Source organism: Natronorubrum halophilum, assembly GCF_003670115.1.
In the GTDB taxonomy this organism is placed as follows: domain Archaea; phylum Halobacteriota; class Halobacteria; order Halobacteriales; family Natrialbaceae; genus Natronorubrum; species Natronorubrum halophilum.
The window spans coordinates 894,110-915,942 of sequence record NZ_QQTY01000001.1 but is presented as its reverse complement, the minus strand read 5'-3'; the positions used below and the strand labels follow the sequence as shown (position 1 = coordinate 915,942).

At 62.7% G+C, this 21,833-nt stretch carries 20 protein-coding genes; 8 read left to right on the top strand and 12 right to left on the bottom strand.

All coding sequences use genetic code 11. The annotated features are described in order from the left end of the window. Window positions 1-85 precede the first annotated feature (85 nt). From DWB23_RS04330 to DWB23_RS04320, 3 genes are all read left to right on the top strand, one after another. Window positions 86-556, top strand: a complete 471-nt coding sequence (locus DWB23_RS04330) for a DUF2085 domain-containing protein (protein ID WP_121741555.1) — start codon at window positions 86-88, stop codon at window positions 554-556. 38 nt (window positions 557-594) lie between these two features. Next, on the top strand, window positions 595-1,032 hold the full coding sequence (locus DWB23_RS04325; protein ID WP_121741924.1) for a TM2 domain-containing protein: 438 nt from the start codon (window positions 595-597) through the stop codon (window positions 1,030-1,032). A 377-nt stretch (window positions 1,033-1,409) separates the two neighbouring features. After that, complete coding sequence (locus tag DWB23_RS04320) at window positions 1,410-2,579, top strand: hypothetical protein (protein WP_162989743.1); 1,170 nt, start codon at window positions 1,410-1,412, stop codon at window positions 2,577-2,579. Window positions 2,580-2,633: 54 nt separating this feature from the next. Here the strand turns inward: DWB23_RS04320 and DWB23_RS04315 are convergent, their stop codons facing one another. Beyond that, window positions 2,634-3,518 (bottom strand): polysaccharide deacetylase family protein, encoded by an 885-nt coding sequence (locus DWB23_RS04315; protein WP_121741553.1) that lies wholly within the window; start codon window positions 3,516-3,518, stop codon window positions 2,634-2,636. Window positions 3,519-3,662: 144 nt separating this feature from the next. After that, window positions 3,663-4,649, bottom strand: coding sequence for an alpha/beta hydrolase (locus tag DWB23_RS04310; RefSeq protein ID WP_121741552.1), 987 nt, complete (start codon window positions 4,647-4,649; stop codon window positions 3,663-3,665). Between the two features lie 303 nt (window positions 4,650-4,952). Here DWB23_RS04310 and DWB23_RS04305 point away from each other — a divergent pair, with 303 nt between their 5' ends. From DWB23_RS04305 to DWB23_RS04295, 3 genes are all read left to right on the top strand, one after another. Next, entirely contained in the window at window positions 4,953-5,345 is a 393-nt protein-coding gene (locus tag DWB23_RS04305) for a cupin domain-containing protein (protein ID WP_121741551.1), read from the top strand. Beyond that, entirely contained in the window at window positions 5,338-5,541 is a 204-nt protein-coding gene (locus DWB23_RS04300; protein ID WP_121741550.1) for a hypothetical protein, read from the top strand. Before DWB23_RS04305 ends, DWB23_RS04300 begins: the two co-directional genes overlap by 8 nt. A gap of 73 nt (window positions 5,542-5,614) precedes the next feature. Continuing rightward, complete coding sequence (locus DWB23_RS04295; RefSeq protein ID WP_121741549.1) at window positions 5,615-6,457, top strand: helix-turn-helix transcriptional regulator; 843 nt, start codon at window positions 5,615-5,617, stop codon at window positions 6,455-6,457. A 98-nt stretch (window positions 6,458-6,555) separates the two neighbouring features. Here the strand turns inward: DWB23_RS04295 and DWB23_RS04290 are convergent, their stop codons facing one another. The 4 genes from DWB23_RS04290 to DWB23_RS04275 all read right to left on the bottom strand — a co-directional run bounded on the left by DWB23_RS04290 (window position 6,556) and on the right by DWB23_RS04275 (window position 13,040). Then, window positions 6,556-8,292 carry a histidine kinase dimerization/phospho-acceptor domain-containing protein gene (locus DWB23_RS04290; RefSeq protein WP_121741548.1) on the bottom strand — a complete coding sequence of 579 codons (1,737 nt, stop codon included), beginning with the start codon at window positions 8,290-8,292 and terminating at the stop codon, window positions 6,556-6,558. A 349-nt stretch (window positions 8,293-8,641) separates the two neighbouring features. Then, the gene (locus tag DWB23_RS04285; protein WP_121741547.1) at window positions 8,642-9,736 is read right to left on the bottom strand and encodes a PAS domain-containing sensor histidine kinase; all 1,095 of its coding nucleotides are present in this window, start codon (window positions 9,734-9,736) and stop codon (window positions 8,642-8,644) included. 167 nt (window positions 9,737-9,903) lie between these two features. Further along, window positions 9,904-11,982: a hypothetical protein gene (locus DWB23_RS04280; RefSeq protein ID WP_162989742.1), complete on the bottom strand. Its 2,079-nt coding sequence runs from the start codon at window positions 11,980-11,982 to the stop codon at window positions 9,904-9,906. Between the two features lie 416 nt (window positions 11,983-12,398). Next, window positions 12,399-13,040: a class I SAM-dependent methyltransferase gene (locus DWB23_RS04275; RefSeq protein ID WP_121741545.1), complete on the bottom strand. Its 642-nt coding sequence runs from the start codon at window positions 13,038-13,040 to the stop codon at window positions 12,399-12,401. Between the two features lie 507 nt (window positions 13,041-13,547). Between DWB23_RS04275 and DWB23_RS04270 the strand changes: the two genes are divergently transcribed. Then, complete coding sequence (locus DWB23_RS04270; RefSeq protein ID WP_121741544.1) at window positions 13,548-14,990, top strand: FAD-dependent oxidoreductase; 1,443 nt, start codon at window positions 13,548-13,550, stop codon at window positions 14,988-14,990. A gap of 106 nt (window positions 14,991-15,096) precedes the next feature. Here the strand turns inward: DWB23_RS04270 and DWB23_RS22865 are convergent, their stop codons facing one another. The 6 genes from DWB23_RS22865 to DWB23_RS04245 form a co-directional block, all read right to left on the bottom strand. After that, entirely contained in the window at window positions 15,097-15,267 is a 171-nt protein-coding gene (locus tag DWB23_RS22865; RefSeq protein ID WP_162989741.1) for a hypothetical protein, read from the bottom strand. A gap of 124 nt (window positions 15,268-15,391) precedes the next feature. Beyond that, the gene (locus tag DWB23_RS04265) at window positions 15,392-16,075 is read right to left on the bottom strand and encodes an ABC transporter ATP-binding protein (protein ID WP_121741543.1); all 684 of its coding nucleotides are present in this window, start codon (window positions 16,073-16,075) and stop codon (window positions 15,392-15,394) included. Window positions 16,076-16,078: 3 nt separating this feature from the next. Then, the gene (locus tag DWB23_RS04260) at window positions 16,079-17,143 is read right to left on the bottom strand and encodes an ABC transporter permease (RefSeq protein ID WP_121741542.1); all 1,065 of its coding nucleotides are present in this window, start codon (window positions 17,141-17,143) and stop codon (window positions 16,079-16,081) included. A gap of 6 nt (window positions 17,144-17,149) precedes the next feature. Beyond that, window positions 17,150-18,184 carry a hypothetical protein gene (locus tag DWB23_RS04255; protein WP_238717340.1) on the bottom strand — a complete coding sequence of 345 codons (1,035 nt, stop codon included), beginning with the start codon at window positions 18,182-18,184 and terminating at the stop codon, window positions 17,150-17,152. 130 nt (window positions 18,185-18,314) lie between these two features. Then, complete coding sequence (locus DWB23_RS04250; protein ID WP_121741540.1) at window positions 18,315-19,559, bottom strand: digeranylgeranylglycerophospholipid reductase; 1,245 nt, start codon at window positions 19,557-19,559, stop codon at window positions 18,315-18,317. 162 nt (window positions 19,560-19,721) lie between these two features. Continuing rightward, window positions 19,722-20,138, bottom strand: coding sequence for a universal stress protein (locus DWB23_RS04245; protein ID WP_121741539.1), 417 nt, complete (start codon window positions 20,136-20,138; stop codon window positions 19,722-19,724). A gap of 252 nt (window positions 20,139-20,390) precedes the next feature. Between DWB23_RS04245 and nrfD the strand changes: the two genes are divergently transcribed. Next, entirely contained in the window at window positions 20,391-21,740 is a 1,350-nt protein-coding gene (gene nrfD / locus DWB23_RS04240; RefSeq protein WP_121741538.1) for an NrfD/PsrC family molybdoenzyme membrane anchor subunit, read from the top strand. The last annotated feature ends 93 nt before the right edge of the window (window positions 21,741-21,833 follow it).

Here is a 21,833-nt window from a genome sequence, read left to right as displayed (position 1 = left end):
CCGACTGCATCGGTGTCGCGATGGACGGGAATCGGATCCGTCGGTTACGCACAACTTTTAGTCGTCGCAGTCGCTGAGATCCGGTATGGGAATCGACCGGGCGGAGGTGCGAAAGGGACTCTCGAGGACGTGGCCGTACCTCCTGTCCCACCACGTTCCGTCCGAGCGCTACCGGTGTTACTCACCCGTGGTCTTCGGCAGACGGATCCACTTCTGTGCGCGGTGTCTGGGACTGTACCCGGGGATACTCGCCGCGCTCGCCGCCTCGCTGTTCGCGTCCGGTCTCGCGCATTCGTCGACCACCGCCCTGTTGATCGTCCTCGGTTTCCCGCTTCCTGCGCTCGTCGACTGGACGGTGACGACGTTTACCGACCGTCGAGGGTACAACGCCGTTCGAACGACCACGGGCTTTCTGCTCGGATACGGGTACGGCGTCGGTTTGCCACGACTGTTCCTCGCGGCCGATTTTCGCGTCGCCGCCGTGGGAGTCGCCTACGGGGTTATCGCCGGTGCTCTTCTCTATTCATTACAGCCCGGTGAACTGAAACATGGCTAATGTTTTATGACTGCTGTGACAAGCCAAAAGAGATCACGATGAAACACTGCATCAACTGTGGGGACCAGATCAACGATACCGCGGAACGCTGTCCTGGCTGTGGCGTCGCCCAGACGACCACGCTCGAGGCGGGAGACGGGAACCGAAACGAGAACGAGAAATACTGTCTCGAATGCGGCGAGTTGATAAACAAAAAGGCGGAAATCTGTCCGGAATGCGGCGTGAGGCAGTACTCCACCAGTAGCGACGCCAACTCGGACAAGATCGTCGCCGGCATCTTGGCCCTTCTGCTCGGTGGAATCGGTGCGCACAAATTCTACCAAGGAAACATCAAGTACGGCGTCCTCTACCTCTGCTTTTTCTGGACGGGCATCCCTTCCCTCCTCGGACTCGTCGAGGGGATTCTCATACTTATCGCGGACGATGCGGAGTACGAGCGAAAGTACGCGGACGGGAGCATTTTCGGACAATTTTGACATCCTCCCCGCCCTAAAGGGGCATGACGAGACGCAACGCGTCTCGTTGTCGTTCGAGAGAGGTCGTCTCTCGTGATGCCGAGATGGCGCGGCCATCTCGGGCCACACCCGAAAACGTAACGCGTTTTCGAGGACGAGGATTCCCCGAAGGGGATAGTAAGACCGACTGAACGCTCCTGTTTCCGCTGACTAAGCGATGCCTTCATCTCAAAACGCAGGCGAGTCTCCGCCGCAGATTACGAACTTCGCTTTCCCCGATTCTGAGGGCTTTCTGTCACACTATGTCCGGTCCGTCTGGAACGGCGTTCGAGACAGCAGTCGGGAGTGTCACGACGACCCGATGACAACCCTATGACGGGGGTTGGGGTGGAGGACGTATGGAACGCAGACGATTCCTCTCGAGAACTGCCGTCGGTGCCACAGTAAGCCTCCCGATCTCGCCACGGTCTCGAGCATCCGACGTGCGCGGATCGGTCGACGGACAGTTCGCCGATTCGGACGTCCGAGTCGTCTACGATCCGTACGACGCCGTCGACTGGCGGACCGTGACCGCTCACAAGTGCGAGTTCCACAACCACGTGCGCGGCGCGGTGACCGAACCCGCGGAGGTCGTCGACCGCTACCGCGAACTGGACTACACCGTCTACGCCGTTGCGGACAAGGGGGGTCGACCGATCGCGTGGCCCTGGACGGCTTTTTCGACCATCGACGGCGCGTTCGAGGATCGAAATCCCGAGGAACTCGGCGTCGTCGCCTTTCCCGGCTGTGAGTTCGCGTACGACGAACACGTCTCATCGCTCTTCAGCACGCTCGCTCACGCCGACGTGGACGGTGACGAGATCACCGACCGGTGGGAACAGTCCCACGCGATCGTCGATCGAACGGACCACCACGTCCCCGCCGACGGCGGCGGGCTGGCAGTCCTCGCCCACCCGTTTTTCTACTACGCGTGGAGCGATCCGGACGACGCGTGGGAACGGTACCGGACGGACTTCGAGTTCCGGACGCGCGAACAGGGCATGGTCGGACTCGAGGTGTTCAACAGGACGTCGATCCTCGGTCACGATCTCCGGCTGTGGGACGCCCTGCTCTCGGTGTTCGCGCCCGATCGGCTGCTCTGGGGATTCGGCGTCGACGATCCGACGGAGTACGAACTCGGGTCCGACCTGGACGTCAACTGGACCACCGTGTTGCTCGACGACACCGAGTTCGATCCGACCGACCAACCCGCCTCGAGACGGGCCGCGGCGAACGCGATGATCGCCGGTCGAACGTTGCTCCACGGGCGCGAGACGTGGGATCCCGACTCGGAGGACCCAGCGCCGGGGCCGCTCGTCGACGCGCTCACTGTCGATCGCGATGCCGGTGCGATCTCGATCGAGGCGTCCGACTACGACGATCTCGGCTGGGTGAGCGACGGGGAGGTCGTATCAACCGACGAGACGATCTCGCTGTCGGCCGATCACGTTCCCTACGTCCGCGCCCACCTGCTGAACGACGACGGCGGGGTGACCAGTACGCAACCGATCGGGCTCGCCGAGGAGTGACGCCCGCTCGATGACCGTCGACTACCGTTCGTGTGCGGACGGCCTGCCGGACGCTCAGATCCCACTCTCCTCGTGTTCCCCCATCACTTCGAAGATCTCCCGATCGCCGGCTTCGATCTCGTCGACGACCGTTCCGAGGGCTGCGAACTCGACGTCCGGTTTCGTTTTCATGTGGGTGATCAGTTCCTCCAGACGCGCCGTGCGCGGGGGCTGTCCGATCACCTGTGGGTGCATCGCGAGGGTGAAGATCCCGCCGTCGACGTTCTCGTACAGCCAGTCGAACTGGGCCTGCCACAGGTCGAACACCGATCGCTCGTCGGCGAACCCCCACAGTATCGACTGCTCCCAGACGAACATCAGCGCCGGAAAATCCGCCCGTTTCCACGAGATCGGCACTTCCACGATCTCGGTCGAGTCACCGATCTCGTAGGGGCCGTCGGCGGGTGCGCTCCAGTTTTTCCGGAGGTAGTACGGCCGGAAATCGTTCCCCATCTGGCTCGAGTCCCACTCGAAACCGAGTTCCTCGAGGATGGCGAGCGTGTGTGTCGAAAACTCCCACGCGGGCGATCGGAAGCCGACCGGCGTGCGCCCGGTCACGTCCTCGATGTTCGTTATCGCCCGCTCGTACTCCGATTTCTCCGCTTCCTTGGTATCGAACGTGCTCGGATTGACGTGGCTCCAGCCGTGGCATTGAACCTCGTACCCCCGGTCGTGAACCGAACCCACTCGGTTGGGGAAGCTTTCGATCGTGTGGCCGGGGACGAACCACGTCGCCGGGATGTCGTGCTCGTCGTGAAGGTCGAGTATGCGGGGCGCACCGACCCACGCGCCGTACACTCCTCGAGACAGTTGCGTCGGTGCGTTACCGGCTCCGAACGTGTGTATCCAGACGGACACCGCGTCGAAATCGTACGTTAGACAGACGGTTGTGGGCGCCATCAGCTACCGTTCCACGTCGAACGCGATAATCGTAGAGCCCGGATACACGCATCGGTCCGTTAACTGACTACTCACGACCGATGTCAGGCGAGTACGTCATCTCCGACACATCGGAGGTCACCCCGTGTCCGCTCGCAGCTCCGTCTACTCGAACGCCGTGCGGAGTGCCGCGCCGGCCCGTTGGCGCGCGTCGTCGGCCGCTTCGATTCCCGGAAACGGGTCGGCAAGTCGACGCATGTTCACGAAGTCGTGGATCATGTCGTCGTAATGATGGTGTTCGACGCGGACGCCCGCTTCCGCAAGCGCCTCGGTGTACGCGAACTGTTCGTCGCGGAGCGGATCGTACCCGCACGTAAAGAGGGCCACCGGTGGCAGGTCGGCGAGCACACGCTCGGGCGCACGAAGCGGCGACGCGTAGGGGTTCTCGCCGTCGATACTGTCTCGAAGGTACTGGTTCCAGAACCACACCATAGACCGCGCCGTCAGCGAGTATCCATCGGCGTTCTCCTCGTACGACGGCGTGTCGAACGAGTGGTCGGTCGCCGGATAGAACAGCACCTGATGATCGATATCCGGCGGGGCGGTGCTCTTTGCGACGGCCATCTGCGTCACGGCGGTCGCGAGCGTGCCGCCCGCGCTCTCGCCGGCGACGGCCAATCCCTCGCTCGCTCCGAGTTCGTCGGCGTTGTCGCCGGTCCACTTCGTGGCGAGGTACGCGTCCTCCACGGCCGCGGGAAACGGGTGTTCCGGTGCTTTCCGGTAGTCGACGGAAACGACGACGCAGTCGCCCTCGTTCGCCAGCGACCGCGCGACGCCGTCGTGGGTGTCCAGGCTCCCGGCGACCCAGCCACCGCCGTGGAAGTAGACGACCGCGGGACGCGTCTCGTCCGGGTCAGGATCGTACACTCGAATTCGAATATCACGTGCGTCGGCGGGGATCTTTCGCTCGGTTACGGACGCGACCGGTTCGGGTTCGCCGTCCGGTATGAACACGTCGCTGAGAGCCGCTCGAGCCTGCTCGGGGGAGAGGTGACTGATGTCGGGCGCTCCCACTGCGACTCCCTCGTCGAGTATCGCTCGGGCGTCCGAATCGAGTTCCGCGGCGCGTCGCTTTGCGAGTGGAAGGGGCATCCCACCGATGCACGGGACGGAATCACATAAAGCGATCCGGTCGAATGCGCGGTTCCTCGATGGTCTGTCTCTGATACTGGGAACGTCCGTGACCACGCTCGAGCGCCCGATTTCAGACGGTGAAATATTCCACCAGGTGAGTACTCCTTGGACGGCCGCTTCCAGGGTAGTACTGGTCGGCGGAGATCGATGGCGACGACGGGCGGGAAGGTGCGGTCGACCGAACCCACTGTCGGAATCGGGGCCAGTCGTTGGCTGCGCGGGTCGTCACGAACTCCCACGATCAGCAACCGGGTGAACCCTATGAAACACGCAAAAGACGACATCCCGACGAAGATCGACACGCCGGCCGCGGTCGCTCGCCAGCAGGAAGGCTTCGGAAACGCCAGCGGATACGGTGAACTCAGCGGGGAGTACTTCACGCTCTCCGCCGGAACGGACATCACGCCGCTGCTCGAGGGACTGGAAGACGACACGTGCCAGTGCCCCCACTGGGGGTACGTCCTCGAGGGGACGCTCACCGTCCGGTACACGGACGAGCCAGAAGAGACCGACGTGGCCGGAGATCTCTTCTACTGGCCGCCCGGACACACCGTCAGGGCCGACGAGGATTCGGAATTCGTTCTCTTTAGCCCGCAGCACGAACACACGGCGGTCATCGACCACATGCGGGCCAAGATGAGCACCGATGCCTAGGGAGAGTTCGCGAGCGTACTCGACGGACCGGTCGCAGGAGATCGAGGTCGCCTGCCCGCGCTGTGACCGACCGACGAGCGTCGCGGTTTCGGATACCGACGCTGAGTTCGTGGTGAGGCCGTACGCTGCGGCCTTCGGCGAGTACAACACCGCTCACTGCTCCAACGGGCACAAGATCTGGATCTACTCCTGTTGAGAGCAGTTCCCTTCGCTGTTTCGCCATCGGTGGTCCCCCGAAACGTATTACCTTCCACTGTGTACTGATATCAATGGACACAGCAATACGCGACATCGAATTTTTGGCGCGATCAGCGCATCGAGTCGCGGTCCTCGAGACGTTGGCCGAGTCTCCTCGCGACCGCCGTGACCTGTGCGCTGCGACCGACGCGTCGAACCCGACTGTCGGCCGGATCATCCGGGACTTCGAGGACCGCGGCTGGATCGTCCGCGACGATGGGCGGTACGAACTGACGCTACTGGGCGAGTTCGTCACCGAGCGGTTCGCCGAGTTGTGGTCGGGGATGTCGACGGCGCGAACGCTGCGCGACGTCTGGCAGTGGCTTCCACACGAGATGGACGGGTTCACGGTCGACCTGTTCGAAGACGCGGAGGTCGCTGCTCCGGGGCCCGAGTATCCCTATCGCCCGATCAAACGCGTCACCCAGTTGCTCGAGTCCACCGACGCGATCCGGGGCTTCGGGACGACGCTGTACAAGTCCGGTAACCTCGAGGTATTCTGTCAGCGCGTCATCGACGGGATGAACACGGAGTACATCTACTCGCCGCAGATCCTGCGAGCGATCGTGGCGTGGAATCCGTCGTTGACCGCCGAGGCCCTCGCACGCGAAAACTGTACGATACTGCTCCACGACGCGCTGCCGGACGACGACCGGTGCGGGCTCAACATCATGGACGACCGTATCGGTATCTGCGGGCACGACCGCGAATCGGCACAACTCGAGGCCGTGATCGACACGCCCGCCGCTGAAGCGCGGGCGTGGGCGGACGAGATCTACGAGAAACAACGGCGCGAGGCTCGCCCCTTCGACCCGGAGGAATTCTTCCAAGCGGATCCCGGTCACGACCGCCAGTTAGGTGTGGAACCGCGATAGCCCGGCCGGACGAGTGAGCGGCCGAGCATCGAGCCCCCCGGTTCGACTCGTGTAAGCGCGTACGTCCCCGTCGCCTTCCGTGATAAGCGCAACTCGCGTCACGAGTCGTCCGGCCCTCCGCGGTCGCCTTCGATCGTCGAACCGTCGTCGTCGGCCGTCGACTCCGAGATGAGCATCGACATGAGATCCGCCACGGTGAGCGGACGCTGGATGAACAACTTTCTGCCCAGCACGTACCGGGCGTCGGTCACGGTCGATCCGCGGTCGACGAGCACGACCGGCAGCCGTCGTCCGTGTCGGCGTTCCCGGAGCGCCCGAACGATCTCCCGTTCCCGACCGGAGAGCGAGTCGGTTCGGACGAGCGCGAGGTCGTACAGCGCCGTCTGCGCCGCGGTTCGTGCCGCGTCGATACCGTCGACCGTCGTCACCTCCCAGCTTGCAGGCAACTCGTCTCTCGACGTCTCGGTCGCCATCGCGTCGAACATCAGCACGTGGAGTCGTTCTTCGTCGCCGACGCCGAGGAGGAGTTCCACCGCCTCGACGATCGAATCCGATCGCTCCGGGACGTACGCGGACGCGCCCAGTTGTGTGACGCCGGTCGGTTCGTCCCGGAGAATCGACACCAGGCGGACCGCCGTCTCCTCGCTTCCGTCCTCGCGTCGGATCGTCTCGGCGAGGGCGAGCCCGTTTCCGTATTCACTCCCGCCCTCGTCCTCTCCGTTCCCGGTTCCGTCTTCGACCCGTCTCTCATCGCCGTTCTCCTCTCCGCGACTCCGCTCGCGATCGTTCTCAGCCCCGTCCTCGCTACTGGGCGCGAACAGTTCGACGACGATCGTCGACGACGGGGTGCGACGAACCGCCGCTCGAGCGGCCGCTTCGTCGTCCGCGACCGTGACCTCGTAACCGAGGTCGATCAGTTGCTCGGCGAGGAGCCTTCCTACTCCCGTATCGAGAGCGAGGAAGACGAAGGGGCCGTCGTCGGACTCCGGAACGTCCATCAGATCGGTTACCGGGAGACTGTGCCGTCCGGCGCGCATGTTCGCCAACCGCGTGTCGAATGACGACGTGAGCGTCTCGATCGCGGCGTCGAGTTCGGTCGCCTTTCGGAGGACGAGTTGCGTGAACTCGCGTTGCTCGTCGGAGAGCGATCCCACCTCCTCGTCGGCGAGCAGTTCCATGTAGCCGATGATCGTCGTTAGCGGCGTTCGGAGGGTGTGTGACGTCTGTTCGAAAACTTCCCCGCCGAAATCGGCGAACGACGTGAGCTGGTTCTCCATCGACCTGACCTCCTCGCTCAGTGCGAGTTGCTCGAGGCGCGCGGCCGTGATCCATCCGAGTAACTTCGCGTAGCGAACGTCGGCCTCGTCGAAGTCGTTCCCGTCCCTCACGAGCTGGAGCATTCCCGCGTCGCCGATCGGCGCACACAGTGCGCGTCCGTCCTCGAACGGGACGGCACCGTCGGTCGCTTCCGAAACGTCATCGATCAGCGTCGTCTCGTTTCGATCGAGCGCCCGCTCGATCTCGGCGTTGATGATCGGCGTCTGTTCGAACCGGACGTCGAGGTCACAACACGTACTCGTGACGGTTACCCACCGGTCGCCTCGCGGAAGCGCGACGACGGCGTAGCGAACGTCGAAGAGGTCGTGCGCGCCGGCGATCGCGTGGTCGTAGACGGCGGTCTCGGTCGAACGCCCGGAGATCTCTCTCGCGACCCGGTGGAGGTGATCGAGCCGGTGTGAGGACGCGTCGTCGGTGAGAATCGCCTCGAGGCTGTCACGAACGTCTTCACTCATCTCGTCCCGGTCGGTGGACGGGTCGGGAGCGTCGTCAGTCATCGCGGATCACCCGCCGCTGGCAGCGCGCCCGACGGCGGTTGCAACAGATTCCGAACCGTGCGCTCTCGGTCGCGGCCTCGAGTAGCGCGTGGGAGCGAGAGCGGATCACGGCAGTACGTCATCGAGCTCAGGGTGTTCCGATGCAACCCGTTGTGGATCCTCGATAGTGTCCATAGCGAATAGTGCACGGATCACGCGTATGGGTATATAACCGAGTGTCCATAGCGAATAGTGCACGGATCACGCGTATGGGTATATAACCGAGTGTCCATAGCGAATAGTGCACGGATCACGCGTATGGGTATATAACCGAGGGGAGTTCGACAGGAATTCGGCGAACGGACGGGGGTCATTCGGCCACGGCGACGTCTGTGACCTCGAGACGGACGCCGCCGGTTGTCGAATCCGTAATGCGAACGTCCCAGCCGTGAGCGTCGACGATCTCCTTGATGATCAAGAGGCCGTAGCCGGTTCCTTTCTCGGAGGTGGAGTAGCCGGCCTCGAACACCTGTTCGTGTTCGGATTCGGGGATGCCGACGCCGTCATCGGCGACGAAAAACCCGTTTTCCTCCTCGAGCAGTCCGACCCGGACCGTAACGTCTCGAGAACCGTGTTCGACACTGTCGTCGGCTACGGGCCGACTGTCCGTCGAACCGTGTTTGATCGCGTTCCGAAACGCGTTCTCGAACAGTTGCCCGACGAGACTCCGATCGGCCTCGATCGCGCCGAGATCGTCCACCGCCTCGAGGCGGCCCCGACCCTCGTCCGCGATCAGCCACGCCTCTCTGGCCGTCGCCTCGAGGTCGACGGTTTCGGTCGTTTCGGCCGCCTTTCCGACGCGAGAGAGCGTCAGGACGTCCGTGATGATCTCCTCGATTCGGGTGAGCGCCTGGCCGACCACGTCGAGATACTTGTGACTGTATTTGTCCGTGGCGAGGTCGAGGTAGCCCTTCGCGGTGGTCAGGGGGTTGCGAAGGTCGTGAGAGAGAATGTTGGCGAACCGTTCGAGTCGTTCGTTCTGTCGCTCGAGTTCGAGTTCGGTGCGTTTTCGATCCGTGATGTCGATCGTCACGCCCACCACTTCGGTGACCTCGCCCGAGTCGCCGTGAAGCGGGAGCATACGGGCTTCGATCCATCGAAGGGTTCCGTCGGGCCGAATAATGCGACTCTCCATCTGATAGGATTCCCCGTTCCGTAGTCGATCGTCGCTATCTTCCATCACGGCGACGACTCGATCGCGATCGTCGGGATGGGCCGCTTCGATGAAAACGGACATATCTTCCAGGATATCCTCGACCGAACGGCCAAAAATCTCCTCGAACGCGGGGCTCATGTAGCTGAGTCCGGACTCGTCCGCCGACCAGACGGCGACGCTATCGAACTGATCGATAAAATCACGGAAATCAGCACGCTCCGTCAGTTGCTGTTCGAAGGAGTGGGGCATGTATCGTATATTGTCTCCGTATTGGGGTAACGCTTCCGGGCGCAAAAACGGCTACAGACGGCTAACTGGGAAGATATTTGATCGGAATATCGATAGTAGATCTGCCACTTCGGAGTATCGTGCGTGTTCGACCGGTAGTGAGCGCTGTCGATTCCGACTGCCCGCTCTTACTCCGCCTCGCCGTAGACATCCTGTAGAATGTCGTAGGACTGTTTGAGACGCTCGTCGTACGCCGGTTCGTCCCACGTTTTCCACGTGAACTGCGAGTCCGAATCGAATCGCAGTTCCTCGCCGCGTACCCGCGACAGCGAGTCGGTGATGTTCGGTTCCGACTCGAGGTCGGTGGCCTCGTTCTCGTCATCGGGTTCGAACGTCACCGCGGAGATGGAAATCCCCTCGACGATCTCTCCGACGAACTCTCCGATCGAGAACTCGCTATCCCAGAGGTCACCGAGAACCTCGCGCTGGCTTGGGTCGCCGAAGTTCAGGAGTAGCCACGGGAGACGGATCTCGATCGTGTTCTCTTCGGGCGTGACACAGACGTCCGTCAGCGAATCGTACTGCTCGAGTTCCGGGTCGCCGTTCCCGAACCGGAGCTTCCCGGTCTCGTAGCTTTCGAACTCGATCGTTTCCTCCAAACTCGGAATGTACAGCTCTCGACTCAGCGCGAGTTCGATTTCGTGGAACTCGCCGCTGTCCCGTTCCCCCGCGTACTCGACCTCGGGGATCATCTCGAGGTCCTCCCCGTAGAGATAGTAGAAGGTGTCGTAGTAGCTGTCGACGAGGACTCGAGAGTCCTCGGGTCCTGCGAGGTGAACGAGGAAGTCGACGCCCTCGTTCGTCTGTAGCGCCGTATTGAGCGGCGTCGAGGTGTTCCCCTGATCCGGTTTCGTATCGAGGAGCACGAGCGTGTTCGTTCGATCCCAGTCGACCTCGGGCCCGAGGTCATCGTACGACAGCTTGAGATTCAGATACCGAGGATCGACCGCCACCTCGAGTCCGGTGAGCGTTCGCGCCCCGTCGTGGCCGTCGTCGAGACGCACCAGCGGCTCAGCGCTCGTATCGGCGTACAACTCGGTTGCGCGCTTCCACTCCGCGGGGTCCCCGGAAAAGGTGATGTTGGTCTTCCCTTTCGGGTCGAAACTCAGCAGCCCGAAGGACTGTTCACAGGTCTGGGTGTCCGACCAGAACGGGCGGCGTTCGGGATTCATGTAGTCCATCGTGTTCCAGGTTCGTTTGAACCACTCGTCCTGCCAGGAGAACACCGCGCCGCCCAGCGAATCCGCCTCGGTTATCTGTTCGTAGAGTTCCGCGACGATCTCGCCTTGCTCGCGTTCTGTGTGGTGGCCCTGGTCGAACCCCTGTACGTGTCTGTGTGTCATGCCACGCGAATCCGGGACGCCGAACTCGCCGACGAATATCGGATAGTCGCTCGCCGCGATGAGGTCCTCGAGATAGCCGCGGTAGCTACTCCGCTCACCGGTCTCGGTTTCGTACTCGACGTACTCCGGTTCGAAATTCAAGAAATCCGGATAGTAGGGGTAGATGTGGTACGTCGCGAAGAGACCTCCAGTGAACTCGTCGGTCGGGAAGACGTGGTTGAGCGTGACGCTCGCGAGGTCTTCTTCCTCCATGGGCTCTGCAGGGTGCTCGAGGTGGTCCGCCGTCACCCAGTTAGTCACGCTCAGCGGCCGAAGCGTATCGTAGTGTTCGTGTTCGTACGCGGCCGCATCGTCCAGACGTGCGCCGAGCCAATGTTCGAACGGGGTCGCGTTTTCGGTCGTGAAATAGGTTCCGTCGTACTCTCGGAGGCCGTCGTGTTTCTTATCGGTCGAGTCGACCACTTCCGGGTCCCACTCGAGGCCGAGTACGTACCCGAGGACGTACGGTGAGACGTCCGCTCGAAACTGTCCGCTCGCGTGCCCCGGTTCGTCGGGTACTGAGAGGTTTCCGTGCACCGCATCGATGACGTTTTCCACCCCTTCTTCGTGAATTTTCAACACCTCCGGGTCGAACATGTCGCCCGTTTCGATCATCACCTCTTCGTCGATCCAGTTCCCCTGCAAGAGCAGTAACGGGTCGTCGCGATCGACGTTGTGTTCGGCGAGCGCCTCGTAGAACGCCGGCGGGTGAAGCGTATACGTTCGGATAACGTTCGCGTTCATCTCCGAGATCTGTCTCAGCCACCGACTGTACTCGGCTTTCGTGATCGCCGCCTCTCCCGGAAAGTAGCCCGGTTTTGCCATCCCGAGATTCACGCCACGGGCCCGAAAATCGGTCCACTCGCCGCCGTCTCGCCTCGTTCGAAACCGGTCGTCGGTGACGTTGCTTTCGATATCCTGTGGCTCCGGAAGTGGACGATATTGGATGCATCCAGCGATCATAGATCCCGCTGTCGCTACCCCTACCGCCGCTAGAAATCGTCTTCTATCCATCAATCGTAACCGATATTAGGAGCCGAATAGGAATAGTGTTGCCTAGTCAACAATTATGACCTACAGACTCGTGGGTACGTCGGAGATGGACGATGCGTTCGGTCCCCCACGGATCGAGTGCGACTCTGCTTACTATCAAAGCCGGCGGACGGACTCTCGAAAAACGCACTCCGTTATCCGCGACTTTCGTGCTCGCTCCTCGCGCCGGTACGCAACCGCGTGTACGGTTACCGGACGGAACAGTCCCGCCTCGAGCGGAACGTTCGGACGGTGTCTCTCTTTCCCGACTCGGCGTCGATTTCGTCGAATCCTAACTCGGTGAAAACGCGGTTCCAGTCGCGGTAGTACAGGGGAAAATCGTCGTTGACGTAGTTCACTTCGAACTCCGCCGATCGCGAGCTATCGGTCTCGATCTTGCTCTCGTTTTCGACCGTGATAAGGAGGTCGCCCGCGACCCGGGACAGTTCCTCGAAGACCCACTCGACGTCCGGGTGGATGTGTTGGAGCGTTTCAACCGAGTAAATCGCATCGAACTGTCCGTTGTCGAAATCCCTGACGACGTCTTCGATCGCGTCGTGGTAGAACGTTCCGTGAGCGGCGAGATCGGGATAGCTCTCTCGCATTACGTCGAACGCGTCCCCGTTGACCTCGATCCCTGTCAGGTCTTCGAACCCGTGTTCGGAGAGATACGACAGGTGACGCCCCGAACTACAGCCGAGTTCCAGGATCGATGCGTCCCGGTCGACGAACCGCTCGAGGATTCCGCGAATCGACTCGCTCGTCTCGTCGGGACCGTAGTAGGCGTAATACGTCGGCGAATACTCTCCGGACCGGGTCGCCCACTGACGTCGAACCTCGTTAGAATTCACGTGTACCTTCCACGGCGCGTCTCTAAAGTCCCGTCGACTTGAGAATGCAACCCTCCTACCTCCGTCGCTCGGGGTAGCGCCGCTCCCGGTTCGACGTAGCGCCGTTTCCGGCTCTCAAACCGGCGTCGCCAGGATCGTTTGGAACCAATCGGCGGGAGTGAAGCGACCGACGGATTCGCAGGACTATCGGCGTGATCGAATCGATCTCACGAAAAATCGACTACTGACGAATTCGTTGCGACGAATACGGAGTCATTATCCAATACACGGTAATATTTGCGAGAGTCACATGTAAGGGGTTCAACAATTCGAGGATGTTGTGCTATCGATGCCTTCCGTTACATGCCAGTGAACCCGGGTTATCTGCCGAATGAGCCTCTCATGTCCGGTATTCTCAATCGGGAGTGAAAGTCGTCGATACTAATTCCGTCAATTGACGAAAATCCAAGTCAAAGAATATGAGTTATCCGTGTGGAGTTCCGTGACGGAAATAGCTACTCCCGAAACATGTCTGGCAAATACGACCTCGTTATCGTCGGTGGCGGTATCAGTGGCGCATCCCTGTTGTACACGACCGCGAAGTTCACTGATATCGACTCCATTGCACTGATCGAGAAGGAGTCGGAGATCGCGGCGATCAACTCCCACTCCACGAACAACTCCCAGACCCTCCACTTCGGAGATATCGAGACCAACTACACGCTCGAGAAGGCCGAAGAGGTAAAGGAAGGCGCGGAACTCTTGGCGGGCTATCTAGAGAACCACGACGCCGACCGAGAGATGCACGCCAAGCGTAGCAAGATGGTTCTCGGCGTCGGCGAGGAGGAAGTGGACCAACTCGAGCGCCGCTACACCGAGGAAGGGTTCGGGGAACTCTTCCCGAAACTTCGGGCGATCGACCGCGAGGAAATCGCCGAAATCGAACCGAAGGTCGTGGAAGGCCGCGATCCGGAGACGGAGATGCTCGCGCTCCAGACGCCGGACGGCTACGTCGTCGACTACGGCGAAACGACGAAGTCGTTCATCGAACAGGCCGAGGAGGAAGCGAACGTCGACATCTACACCGGGACGGAAGTCGAGGATATCACGGAGACGCTCGACGGGTACACGATTGGCACGAGCAACGGTCGCTTTGACTGTGATACCACCGTCGTCGCCGCGGGATCACACAGCCTCCAGATCGCGAAGGAGCTCGGCTACGGGCAGGACAAGGTGTTGCTCCCCATTGCCGGGAGTTTCTTCCTCGCGGACGATCTCCTCAATGGGAAGGTGTACACGCTCCAGATGAAGAAACTGCCCTTCGCCGCGGTCCACGGCGATGCGGACGTCCACGACGCCAGCGTGACCCGGTTCGGACCGACCGCGAAACTCGTCCCGACGCTCGAGCGCGGCCGCATGTCGACGGTGAAAGACTTCCTCGACGTGTTCGGACTGAACGCCGCGGCGTTCCTCAGTTACGCCAACATTCTCTCCGATCGGATCCTCCTCCCCTACGTCATCAGGAACCTCGTCTACGACCTCCCCGAGGTCGGACCGCGACAGTTCCTCCCGCACGTCCAGAAGGTCGTTCCGAGCGTCGAACTCGAGGATATCGAACGGGCAAAGGGATACGGTGGCGTGCGCCCACAGATCGTCGACACGAAAAACAAGTCCCTCGACATGGGCGAGGCGAAGATTATCGGCGACGACATCATCTTCAACATCACGCCCTCCCCGGGCGCGTCGACGTGTCTGAAAAACGCCGTAAAGGATACCCATCGAGTGGTGGAGTTCCTCGACGACGAGTACGAGTTCAATGAGGACGCGCTCCGCGAGGAGACCATCGACAACTTCCCGCGCGTCGACGACTCCGAGGCAGCCGAAACCGGCGACGCCGAGGCGGACGAAGTCGGGTCGGTCGAGTCCGACGAAACGGACGATGGAACGGTTACGGTCGACGCGGACGACTGACCGACTCGGTCGACGCTCGAGATAACGGCCCCCGCCGCGAGTCGAGTCCGTGCTGGCGGCTACCGCAACCGTTGAGCGAAGACGGACCGTTCTCGAGGGTGGGCCGTCACTCGTAGCGGTTGGCCCACTCGCTGGCCTGAACGAACACGTCCTTGCCACAGGCACCGCAGGAATCGGGCGGTTCGGAACCGCCGGATGTCGCGGTCGAGGTGCCCGCATGGACTATCTTACAGTTTTCACAAACGTATTGGTCCAGTTGTTCCGGAACGTGTGCCATACGAGCAACACCCTCCGAACAATCATAACTGTTGTTCACATCCGGGGATATGTTGGACGACGATCCCCCGCAACTGCGGCCGTCGTTCGATTCGTCGCGGTCGGCGTCTTTTCCGCGTCGCCCGTTACTCCAGTACACTGCGGTACTGGGCGACGATATCGCTTTCCGGTACCCCGTCGAACCGAAGTTCGCCGTCGACGACGACGGTGAGTCGATCGAAGGAGTCCGCGAACGCGGTCACGTTGTGCGTCGAGATGACGACCGTCCGATCCGCTTGCTGGTAGGACTCGAGAAAGGTCCGGATGCGCCGCCGGGAGTAGTCGTCGACGTCGGCCAGGGGCTCGTCGAGCAACAGGAACTGCGGGCGCTTGACCAGCGCGAGCCCGAGATCGAGATTCTTGCGGAATCCGCCCGACAGTTCGGCCGCTCGCCGATCCGCCGCCGGGTCGAGCCGAAGCGCCTCGAGCAGCGTCTCGACCCACGACGCCGGCGGCGGATCGTCGGCGAAGCCCCGGAAAATCTCGAGGTTCTCGCGGACGGTCAGGTCGGGGTAGAACCGGGGCTCCTGAAAGCTGTAGCCGACGGTCGTCGCAGCGTCGGCGCGTTCGAGCCGTCCGCTCGAGGGACGCGCGAGTCCGGCGAGCAGCGCGAACAGGGTCGTCTTCCCCGAGCCGTTCGGGCCGATCAGGCCGTGAAACGTGCCCGGACGAATCTCGAGCGTGAGGTCCTCGAGCGCGGTCGTCTCCCCGTAGCGTTTCGACACGTCGACGAGCGCGAGTGCGTCGGAATCGGAGTCGGTATCAGTCACGGATCACCGCCTCCGCCGGTAGACGAGCAGGGCCAGTTTCAGGGCGACGAGCGAGGCGAGCGTCGTCGCGATCAGCCACAGCAGGTAGTCGGCGTACAGGGACGCCGGCGCGTCCCGCAGCATCGAGCTTCGCATCGCGATCGCGGAGTAGTGCGTCGGCAGCGCCCGCGAGATCGTTCCCTGGCTCCGCGAGAAGAACCCGACCGGATAGACGAGACTCGAGAGGCCGAAGACGGCCAGCGCGAGTCCGAGATTGACGAACAGCGCCGACTGTCGGAGTCCGAGCGCGAAGAGCACCGCGAGCCCGATCGCCGCCAGGTAGGCGAAGGTGAGCCCGAGCACGGCGACCGACAGCGGTGACAGGATGCTCACGTCGTAGCCCAGCCACGCGCCCGTCGCGGCGACGACCACCGCCGGGATCGCGAGCACGATGCCGTAAAAGAGCAGTTTGCTCGCCACGACCGTCTCGAGTCTGGACTCGGTCTGGAGACGATCGAGCACCGGCCGTTCGGAGCGAACCTGATAGGGCAGGTAGACCAGCGCGTAGAGCGTGACGAACGCGAACAGCCCGGTCGGGACGAGGAACTCCGAGAGCGTGTGCGGGTCGCCGACCCGCTCGTGGTCGACGGTAACGTCGGCTCGCACGAGTCGATCGATCTCGGACTCGGCGAGGCCGGCGCTCTCGTTGACCGGCTCTTGGAACGGCACGAAGGCGTGGTCCGAGACGATCGTGACGTTCGCGTCGGTTCCCTCGTCCATCACGTCGCTCGGGACGTGAACCACCAGATAGACTTCCTCGCGTTGGAGTCCCTCGCGCGCGTCGGCCGCCGACTCGTACTCGACCGGCGTCGCGAACGCGGTCAGGCCCGCCTCGGCGATCGCGATGTCGTCCGCGGTCGCTCCCTCCTCGGCGACGACGCCGACCGGAACGTCGCGCGGAATCGTCTGCTCGAAGACGGCGGTTCCGGCGACGATGCCGCCGGGGAGCAAGACGAGGAGGACGCCGATCAACCCCAGGTTTCGCCTGACGGTGATCGACTCCTTTCGCAGCAGTGCCGGCAGGTCCACGCGGCGTCACACTCCATCGAGCAGGCTGAAGACGGCGTCGGCCTCGCCCACGTAGGCGACCGTTACGACCGCTCCGTCGCGCTCGAGGCCGATGTCGTCGCGCGCCTCGTCGAACTCCTCGTCGAACTGGCCGAGGGACGGGAACGCTCCGAGTAGCGTCGTCTCGAGGTCCTCGGCGTCGCGGTCGTCGGGGACGTGGAGGTCGACCTCGAGGTCGATACCGGCCTCGACGACGTCGTAGCTCCGACCGACGGCCTCGATTTCCTCGAGGATATCGAGGTTCAGTTCGATGCGCGACGCGTACATCTCGGGAACGAGGGATCCCGACGGTTCGGAAGCGACGGATAGCTGGGCGTCGCGGGTGTCGTCGTACGCCTCGCGGACGGGTCCGGAGACGGGGTCGGCGTCCCCGTACCGGACGTCGAGCGAGGCTCGCACGGCTTCGCCGCCGCCGATAACGAAACGTCCGCCGCCGTGATCGCCGACCGAGGGAAGTTCCGGAAGATCGTCCACGTCCGCGGAAGGTTCGTACAGCACCGGTTCGTCCGCGTACGTCGTTTCCGCGTACTCGAGGCCGGTATTCCCTTCGAGCGAGTCGAGGATGTCGTCCTCGTTCCAGTCGCCGTCGACGATGACGTCGATGTGTTCCCAGTCGTCGGAACCGGCGTCGTCCGAGTCGGCAGCCGACGCTCCGAACAGTAACACGTCGTCCGTCTCGAGGAGGTCCAGCCCGGTTCGCGACTCGAACCTCGTCGTGATGTCGGACACGTGTTCCGGGTCGGCAGGTTCGAGGACCGCGAGGGTCTCGTCGACGCCACCGTCGACGGCGTCGCTGCTCGCGACCGCAGCGATGTCGAGGTGGACGAGCAACGTGGTGCCGGCGGGCGCGTAGCTCTCGAGATCCGCCGCCGTCCCGTCGTCCTCGTCGTCGACAAAGCCGGAACAGCCGGCCGTCGCGGAAACGAGCGCGACGCCGGTAGCGAGCATCGTGCGTCTCGAGATGGCGTGACTGTCGAGGGTGGGACGGGGTGGGCGAGTCAACGTATTGGCATGTCTCGAAGGCGAGGATCATTAACCGTTCGGTACTCGTGACAGAAGCGCGACGATCGGAGGGACACGGCGCGACGGCGGGCCGGAAGCGAGACGGCATGTCGCCCGGGGCCGGAGCCGGCTACAGGAGTCCCTTGAGTTTGAGTTGTTGTTTCGCCAGGCGAGCGACCAGCGGTACATCCTCGAGACCGAGTAGTTCCGTGATGGCACCGACGTTCCCCCGGTTCGCCTTCGCCAGCGTGTCGTCGTCGAGTCGGTTGAGATCCGCCATGAGTTCGTCGTAGCGCTCGTTCGGAGCGAGATAGAGCAGTTGGGTCATCAGCAGCCGCTTTCGCTGGTTCGGCGCGACGTCGCGGTGCCAGAGGGAGTCGTACACCTCGAGGTTCTCGGCGGTCGGTTCGTGGTCGGCGTGTTTGAGGCAGGTGTCGGCTGTGACGGCCGCCACGCGGCCCGACTGCATGCACTTGTTGATCCCCTCTCCCCAGAGCGGATCGACCGTCGGGACGGTGTCGCCGATGGCCATGAACCGATCGGTGTGAACCTTCCCCGGCGGCTGGATGTGGGCCGAGCCGCGGTGTTGTTTCCCCTCGATCCGCTCGGCGTTCGCGAAGCGCGGATCCGTCTCGAGCCAGTGAGTGAGGTAGTCGTCGATCGAGGTGTCCTCGCGCGCGTACTCGCTGTGACTCTCGTTCTGGATGTAACAGAGGCCGACCTTGGCGGTGTCCTCGCCGGTGTGGAAGATCCACGAGTAGCCGCCGGGGGCGATCTCGTGGTCCAGTCGGAGCATCATCGCGTCGTGGAGGTCCGCGAATCCGGGTCGGTCGATATCGATCCCTTCGAACTCGTACTCGATGCCGATCGCGTGGTTCTCACGCTTGAGGTCGACGACGTCGAGTTTCTTCGCGAGAGGGGCGGCCGGACCCGTCGCGTCGATGACGATCTCGCCGTAGACTTCCTCGTCACCGTTGTATCTGACGCCGACGATCTCGCCGTCCTCCATGATCGGCGCGGTGACGCGGGCGTCGAATCGGTACTCGGCACCGTCGTCTCGGCCGTCTTCGACCAGGAATCGCTTGAAGTCAGCGAATTCGAGGACGGCACCGGGCTGTTTCCGGACGTAGTGGTCGGTCGGCGACTCGAGAACGACGCTGTCGGTGTACTGCATCACGACGTCGTCGGGGATTCCGAAGGACGCCATCATCGACGGGAACGTGCCCGCAGTCGACTTGTTGCTCTGGCGCGGGAACTCCTCTTCGGACTCGGTCTCGAGCACGACAACGTCGTAGCCCCTGGTAGCGAGGTCGCGTGCGCACTGACCGCCGGCCGGGCCGGCGCCAGCGATGACCACATCGTAGCGGTTGTTCATACCGCCGAAACTGTTTCGGACCCTCATTAGTTTATTCAGTCACGATTGAGTTACGGGTTCCGGACACATACTGGTTTTGACACACGATCGGTGGCCGTCCGCTTCGAGTGGGAGAACCCAGGCGAAGCTGACGGATTATCCGTCTGCTTGCGAGACAGTGACTCACCGAACGATCGTCACGGGAACGCGGGCTCGGCGGGCGATCCGCTCCGCGACGCTACCGAGCAGGACCCTCGAGATCCCCGACCGGCCGTGGCTGCCGACGATCACGCGGTCGACTCCGCGTTCGGCGGCGTAATCGACGATCGTGGCCGCGGGCTGGCCGACCAACAGCTCCGTGGTGAGTTCACGGCCGCGTTCGGCCGCGCGCTCGCGGGCCGCATCGAACAGTTCTGCCGCATGCGCTCGCTGCCGATCGCGGATCGCCTTCGTGCCGAGGTGTGCGAACTCGCCGTACCCGCTCTGGCTCAAGTCGACGACGTGAACGACGACGATGTCGTCCTCGGGGTGTTCTCGGAGCGCGTACTCGAGAGCCTCCCACCCCGGTTCAGACTCGTCGAGGGCGACCAGCAACTCCATGCGAAACCGTTGGTCCGGGAAGCACTTGAGTGATTGCGTTGGTAACACGGCGCGTGGTATCGGACGATAGCTGAGCGCTGAGCGTGCTGTCGCCGGACGCTCGGTGCGCTCCGCCCCGAGAGACCGATTCACCGCGGCTCACCTCCGTTACCGTGAATTCGAAAACGGCGTGCGCTGTCTGACGACGGTGCTTGCAAGGCCAACGGGTGCAATAACGGGGATGGCTGAAGTACGCTTGGGAGCCCCTACCACATGAGTACGAAAACGCCACAGAAGGCCGATATCTTGCGGCCGATACAGAACACGTCGACGAAGTACTTCGCACTGGTCGCCGTCGCCGGACTGGCGTTCGCGCTCTTCCTGCTCGGCTGGTTCTACCAGCTCTACCGGGGACTGGTCGTGACCGGTCTCTCGGACTGGGGGTCCGGCGGCGGCGTCACCTGGGGACTGTACATCGGGGCGTTCATCTGGTGGGTCGGAATCGCCCACGGCGGGATCATCCTCTCGGCGGCGGTCAGATTGCTCGGAATGGACCGGTACATGCCCGTTGCGCGCCTCGCCGAACTGCTGACCATCGCCGGACTGTCGGCGGCCGGCTTCTACATCGTCGTCCACCTGGGGCGACCCGACCGGATGGTCACGAGCATCATCACGCACTACCACATCACGATCCACGCCTCGCCGCTGGTGTGGGACGTCACCGTCATCACGGCCTACTTCGTGCTGACGGCGACCTACCTCGCGCTCACGCTTCGATACGACATCACGAGGTTACGCGGTGAACTGCCGGATCACTTCGGCCCCATCTACAAGCTGTTGACAGTCGGCTACTCGGAGAAAGAAGACGAGATCGTCCAACGGATGGTCTGGTGGCTCGCGCTCGCGATCATCATCATGGCACCGCTCCTCCTCCACGGCGGCGTGATTCCGTGGCTGTTCGCCCTCATTCCGAGCATGCCGGGCTGGTTCGGCGCGGTGCAAGGGCCGCAGTTCCTCACCATCGCGCTCACCTCGGCGATCAGCGGCGTGATCCTCCTCTCCTACGCGTTCCGCTGGGCCTACGACTGGGATCACATCATCACCGACGACATCTTCCGCGGGCTCACGCTGTGGCTCGGGTTCTTCTGTCTCCTCTTCCTCTGGCTCCAGCTTCAGCAGATGATCACCGGCTCGTTCGTCGCCCCCGTCGACCTGACCCACGTGTGGGAGGCGAACTTCTCGAACGCACTCTATCTATTCGCGATCGGGCTCGTCGCCGCGGTGCTCGCCTACATCTTCGCACAGACGATCCGACCGTCGCTGTTCACCAAGCGTCGGGCCGTCGTCTGCGGTATCGCGGTCCTCACCGCCACCCTCACCGAGAAGATCCTCTTCGTCGTCGACGGACTACTACACCCGACGTTCGACATCTACGCTGCGACGCCAGGCACGTACTTCCCGAGCCTAATCGAGATCGCGTCGATCATCGGCACGGTCGGCATGGTAACGCTGATCTTTCTCACGGTCGCCAAAGTGTTCCCCGTGGTCGAACTCCACGCGGTCGAACACCTCCGGGAGAAACAGGAACGTGAGCGAGATCACGACCCGACCACCCACGACTGACGGGACTCGGAGTTCATCCTGGCTGCTCGAGCGCATCCGGACACGACTCGAGCGAATCCGAAGCGCTGTAGTATCTGAAAGTCGGTGCGCACC

Coding starts and splice junctions, on each gene's coding strand:
- DWB23_RS04330 (WP_121741555.1), top strand. CDS start 86: ATGGGAATCGACCGGGCGGAGGTGCGAAAGGGACTCTCGAGGACGTGG.
- DWB23_RS04325 (WP_121741924.1), top strand. CDS start 595: ATGAAACACTGCATCAACTGTGGGGACCAGATCAACGATACCGCGGAA.
- DWB23_RS04320 (WP_162989743.1), top strand. CDS start 1,410: ATGGAACGCAGACGATTCCTCTCGAGAACTGCCGTCGGTGCCACAGTA.
- DWB23_RS04315 (WP_121741553.1), bottom strand. CDS start 3,518: ATGGCGCCCACAACCGTCTGTCTAACGTACGATTTCGACGCGGTGTCC.
- DWB23_RS04310 (WP_121741552.1), bottom strand. CDS start 4,649: ATGCCCCTTCCACTCGCAAAGCGACGCGCCGCGGAACTCGATTCGGAC.
- DWB23_RS04305 (WP_121741551.1), top strand. CDS start 4,953: ATGAAACACGCAAAAGACGACATCCCGACGAAGATCGACACGCCGGCC.
- DWB23_RS04300 (WP_121741550.1), top strand. CDS start 5,338: ATGCCTAGGGAGAGTTCGCGAGCGTACTCGACGGACCGGTCGCAGGAG.
- DWB23_RS04295 (WP_121741549.1), top strand. CDS start 5,615: ATGGACACAGCAATACGCGACATCGAATTTTTGGCGCGATCAGCGCAT.
- DWB23_RS04290 (WP_121741548.1), bottom strand. CDS start 8,292: ATGACTGACGACGCTCCCGACCCGTCCACCGACCGGGACGAGATGAGT.
- DWB23_RS04285 (WP_121741547.1), bottom strand. CDS start 9,736: ATGCCCCACTCCTTCGAACAGCAACTGACGGAGCGTGCTGATTTCCGT.
- DWB23_RS04280 (WP_162989742.1), bottom strand. CDS start 11,982: ATGGCAAAACCGGGCTACTTTCCGGGAGAGGCGGCGATCACGAAAGCC.
- DWB23_RS04270 (WP_121741544.1), top strand. CDS start 13,548: ATGTCTGGCAAATACGACCTCGTTATCGTCGGTGGCGGTATCAGTGGC.
- DWB23_RS22865 (WP_162989741.1), bottom strand. CDS start 15,267: ATGGCACACGTTCCGGAACAACTGGACCAATACGTTTGTGAAAACTGT.
- DWB23_RS04250 (WP_121741540.1), bottom strand. CDS start 19,559: ATGAACAACCGCTACGATGTGGTCATCGCTGGCGCCGGCCCGGCCGGC.
- DWB23_RS04245 (WP_121741539.1), bottom strand. CDS start 20,138: ATGGAGTTGCTGGTCGCCCTCGACGAGTCTGAACCGGGGTGGGAGGCT.
- nrfD (WP_121741538.1), top strand. CDS start 20,391: ATGAGTACGAAAACGCCACAGAAGGCCGATATCTTGCGGCCGATACAG.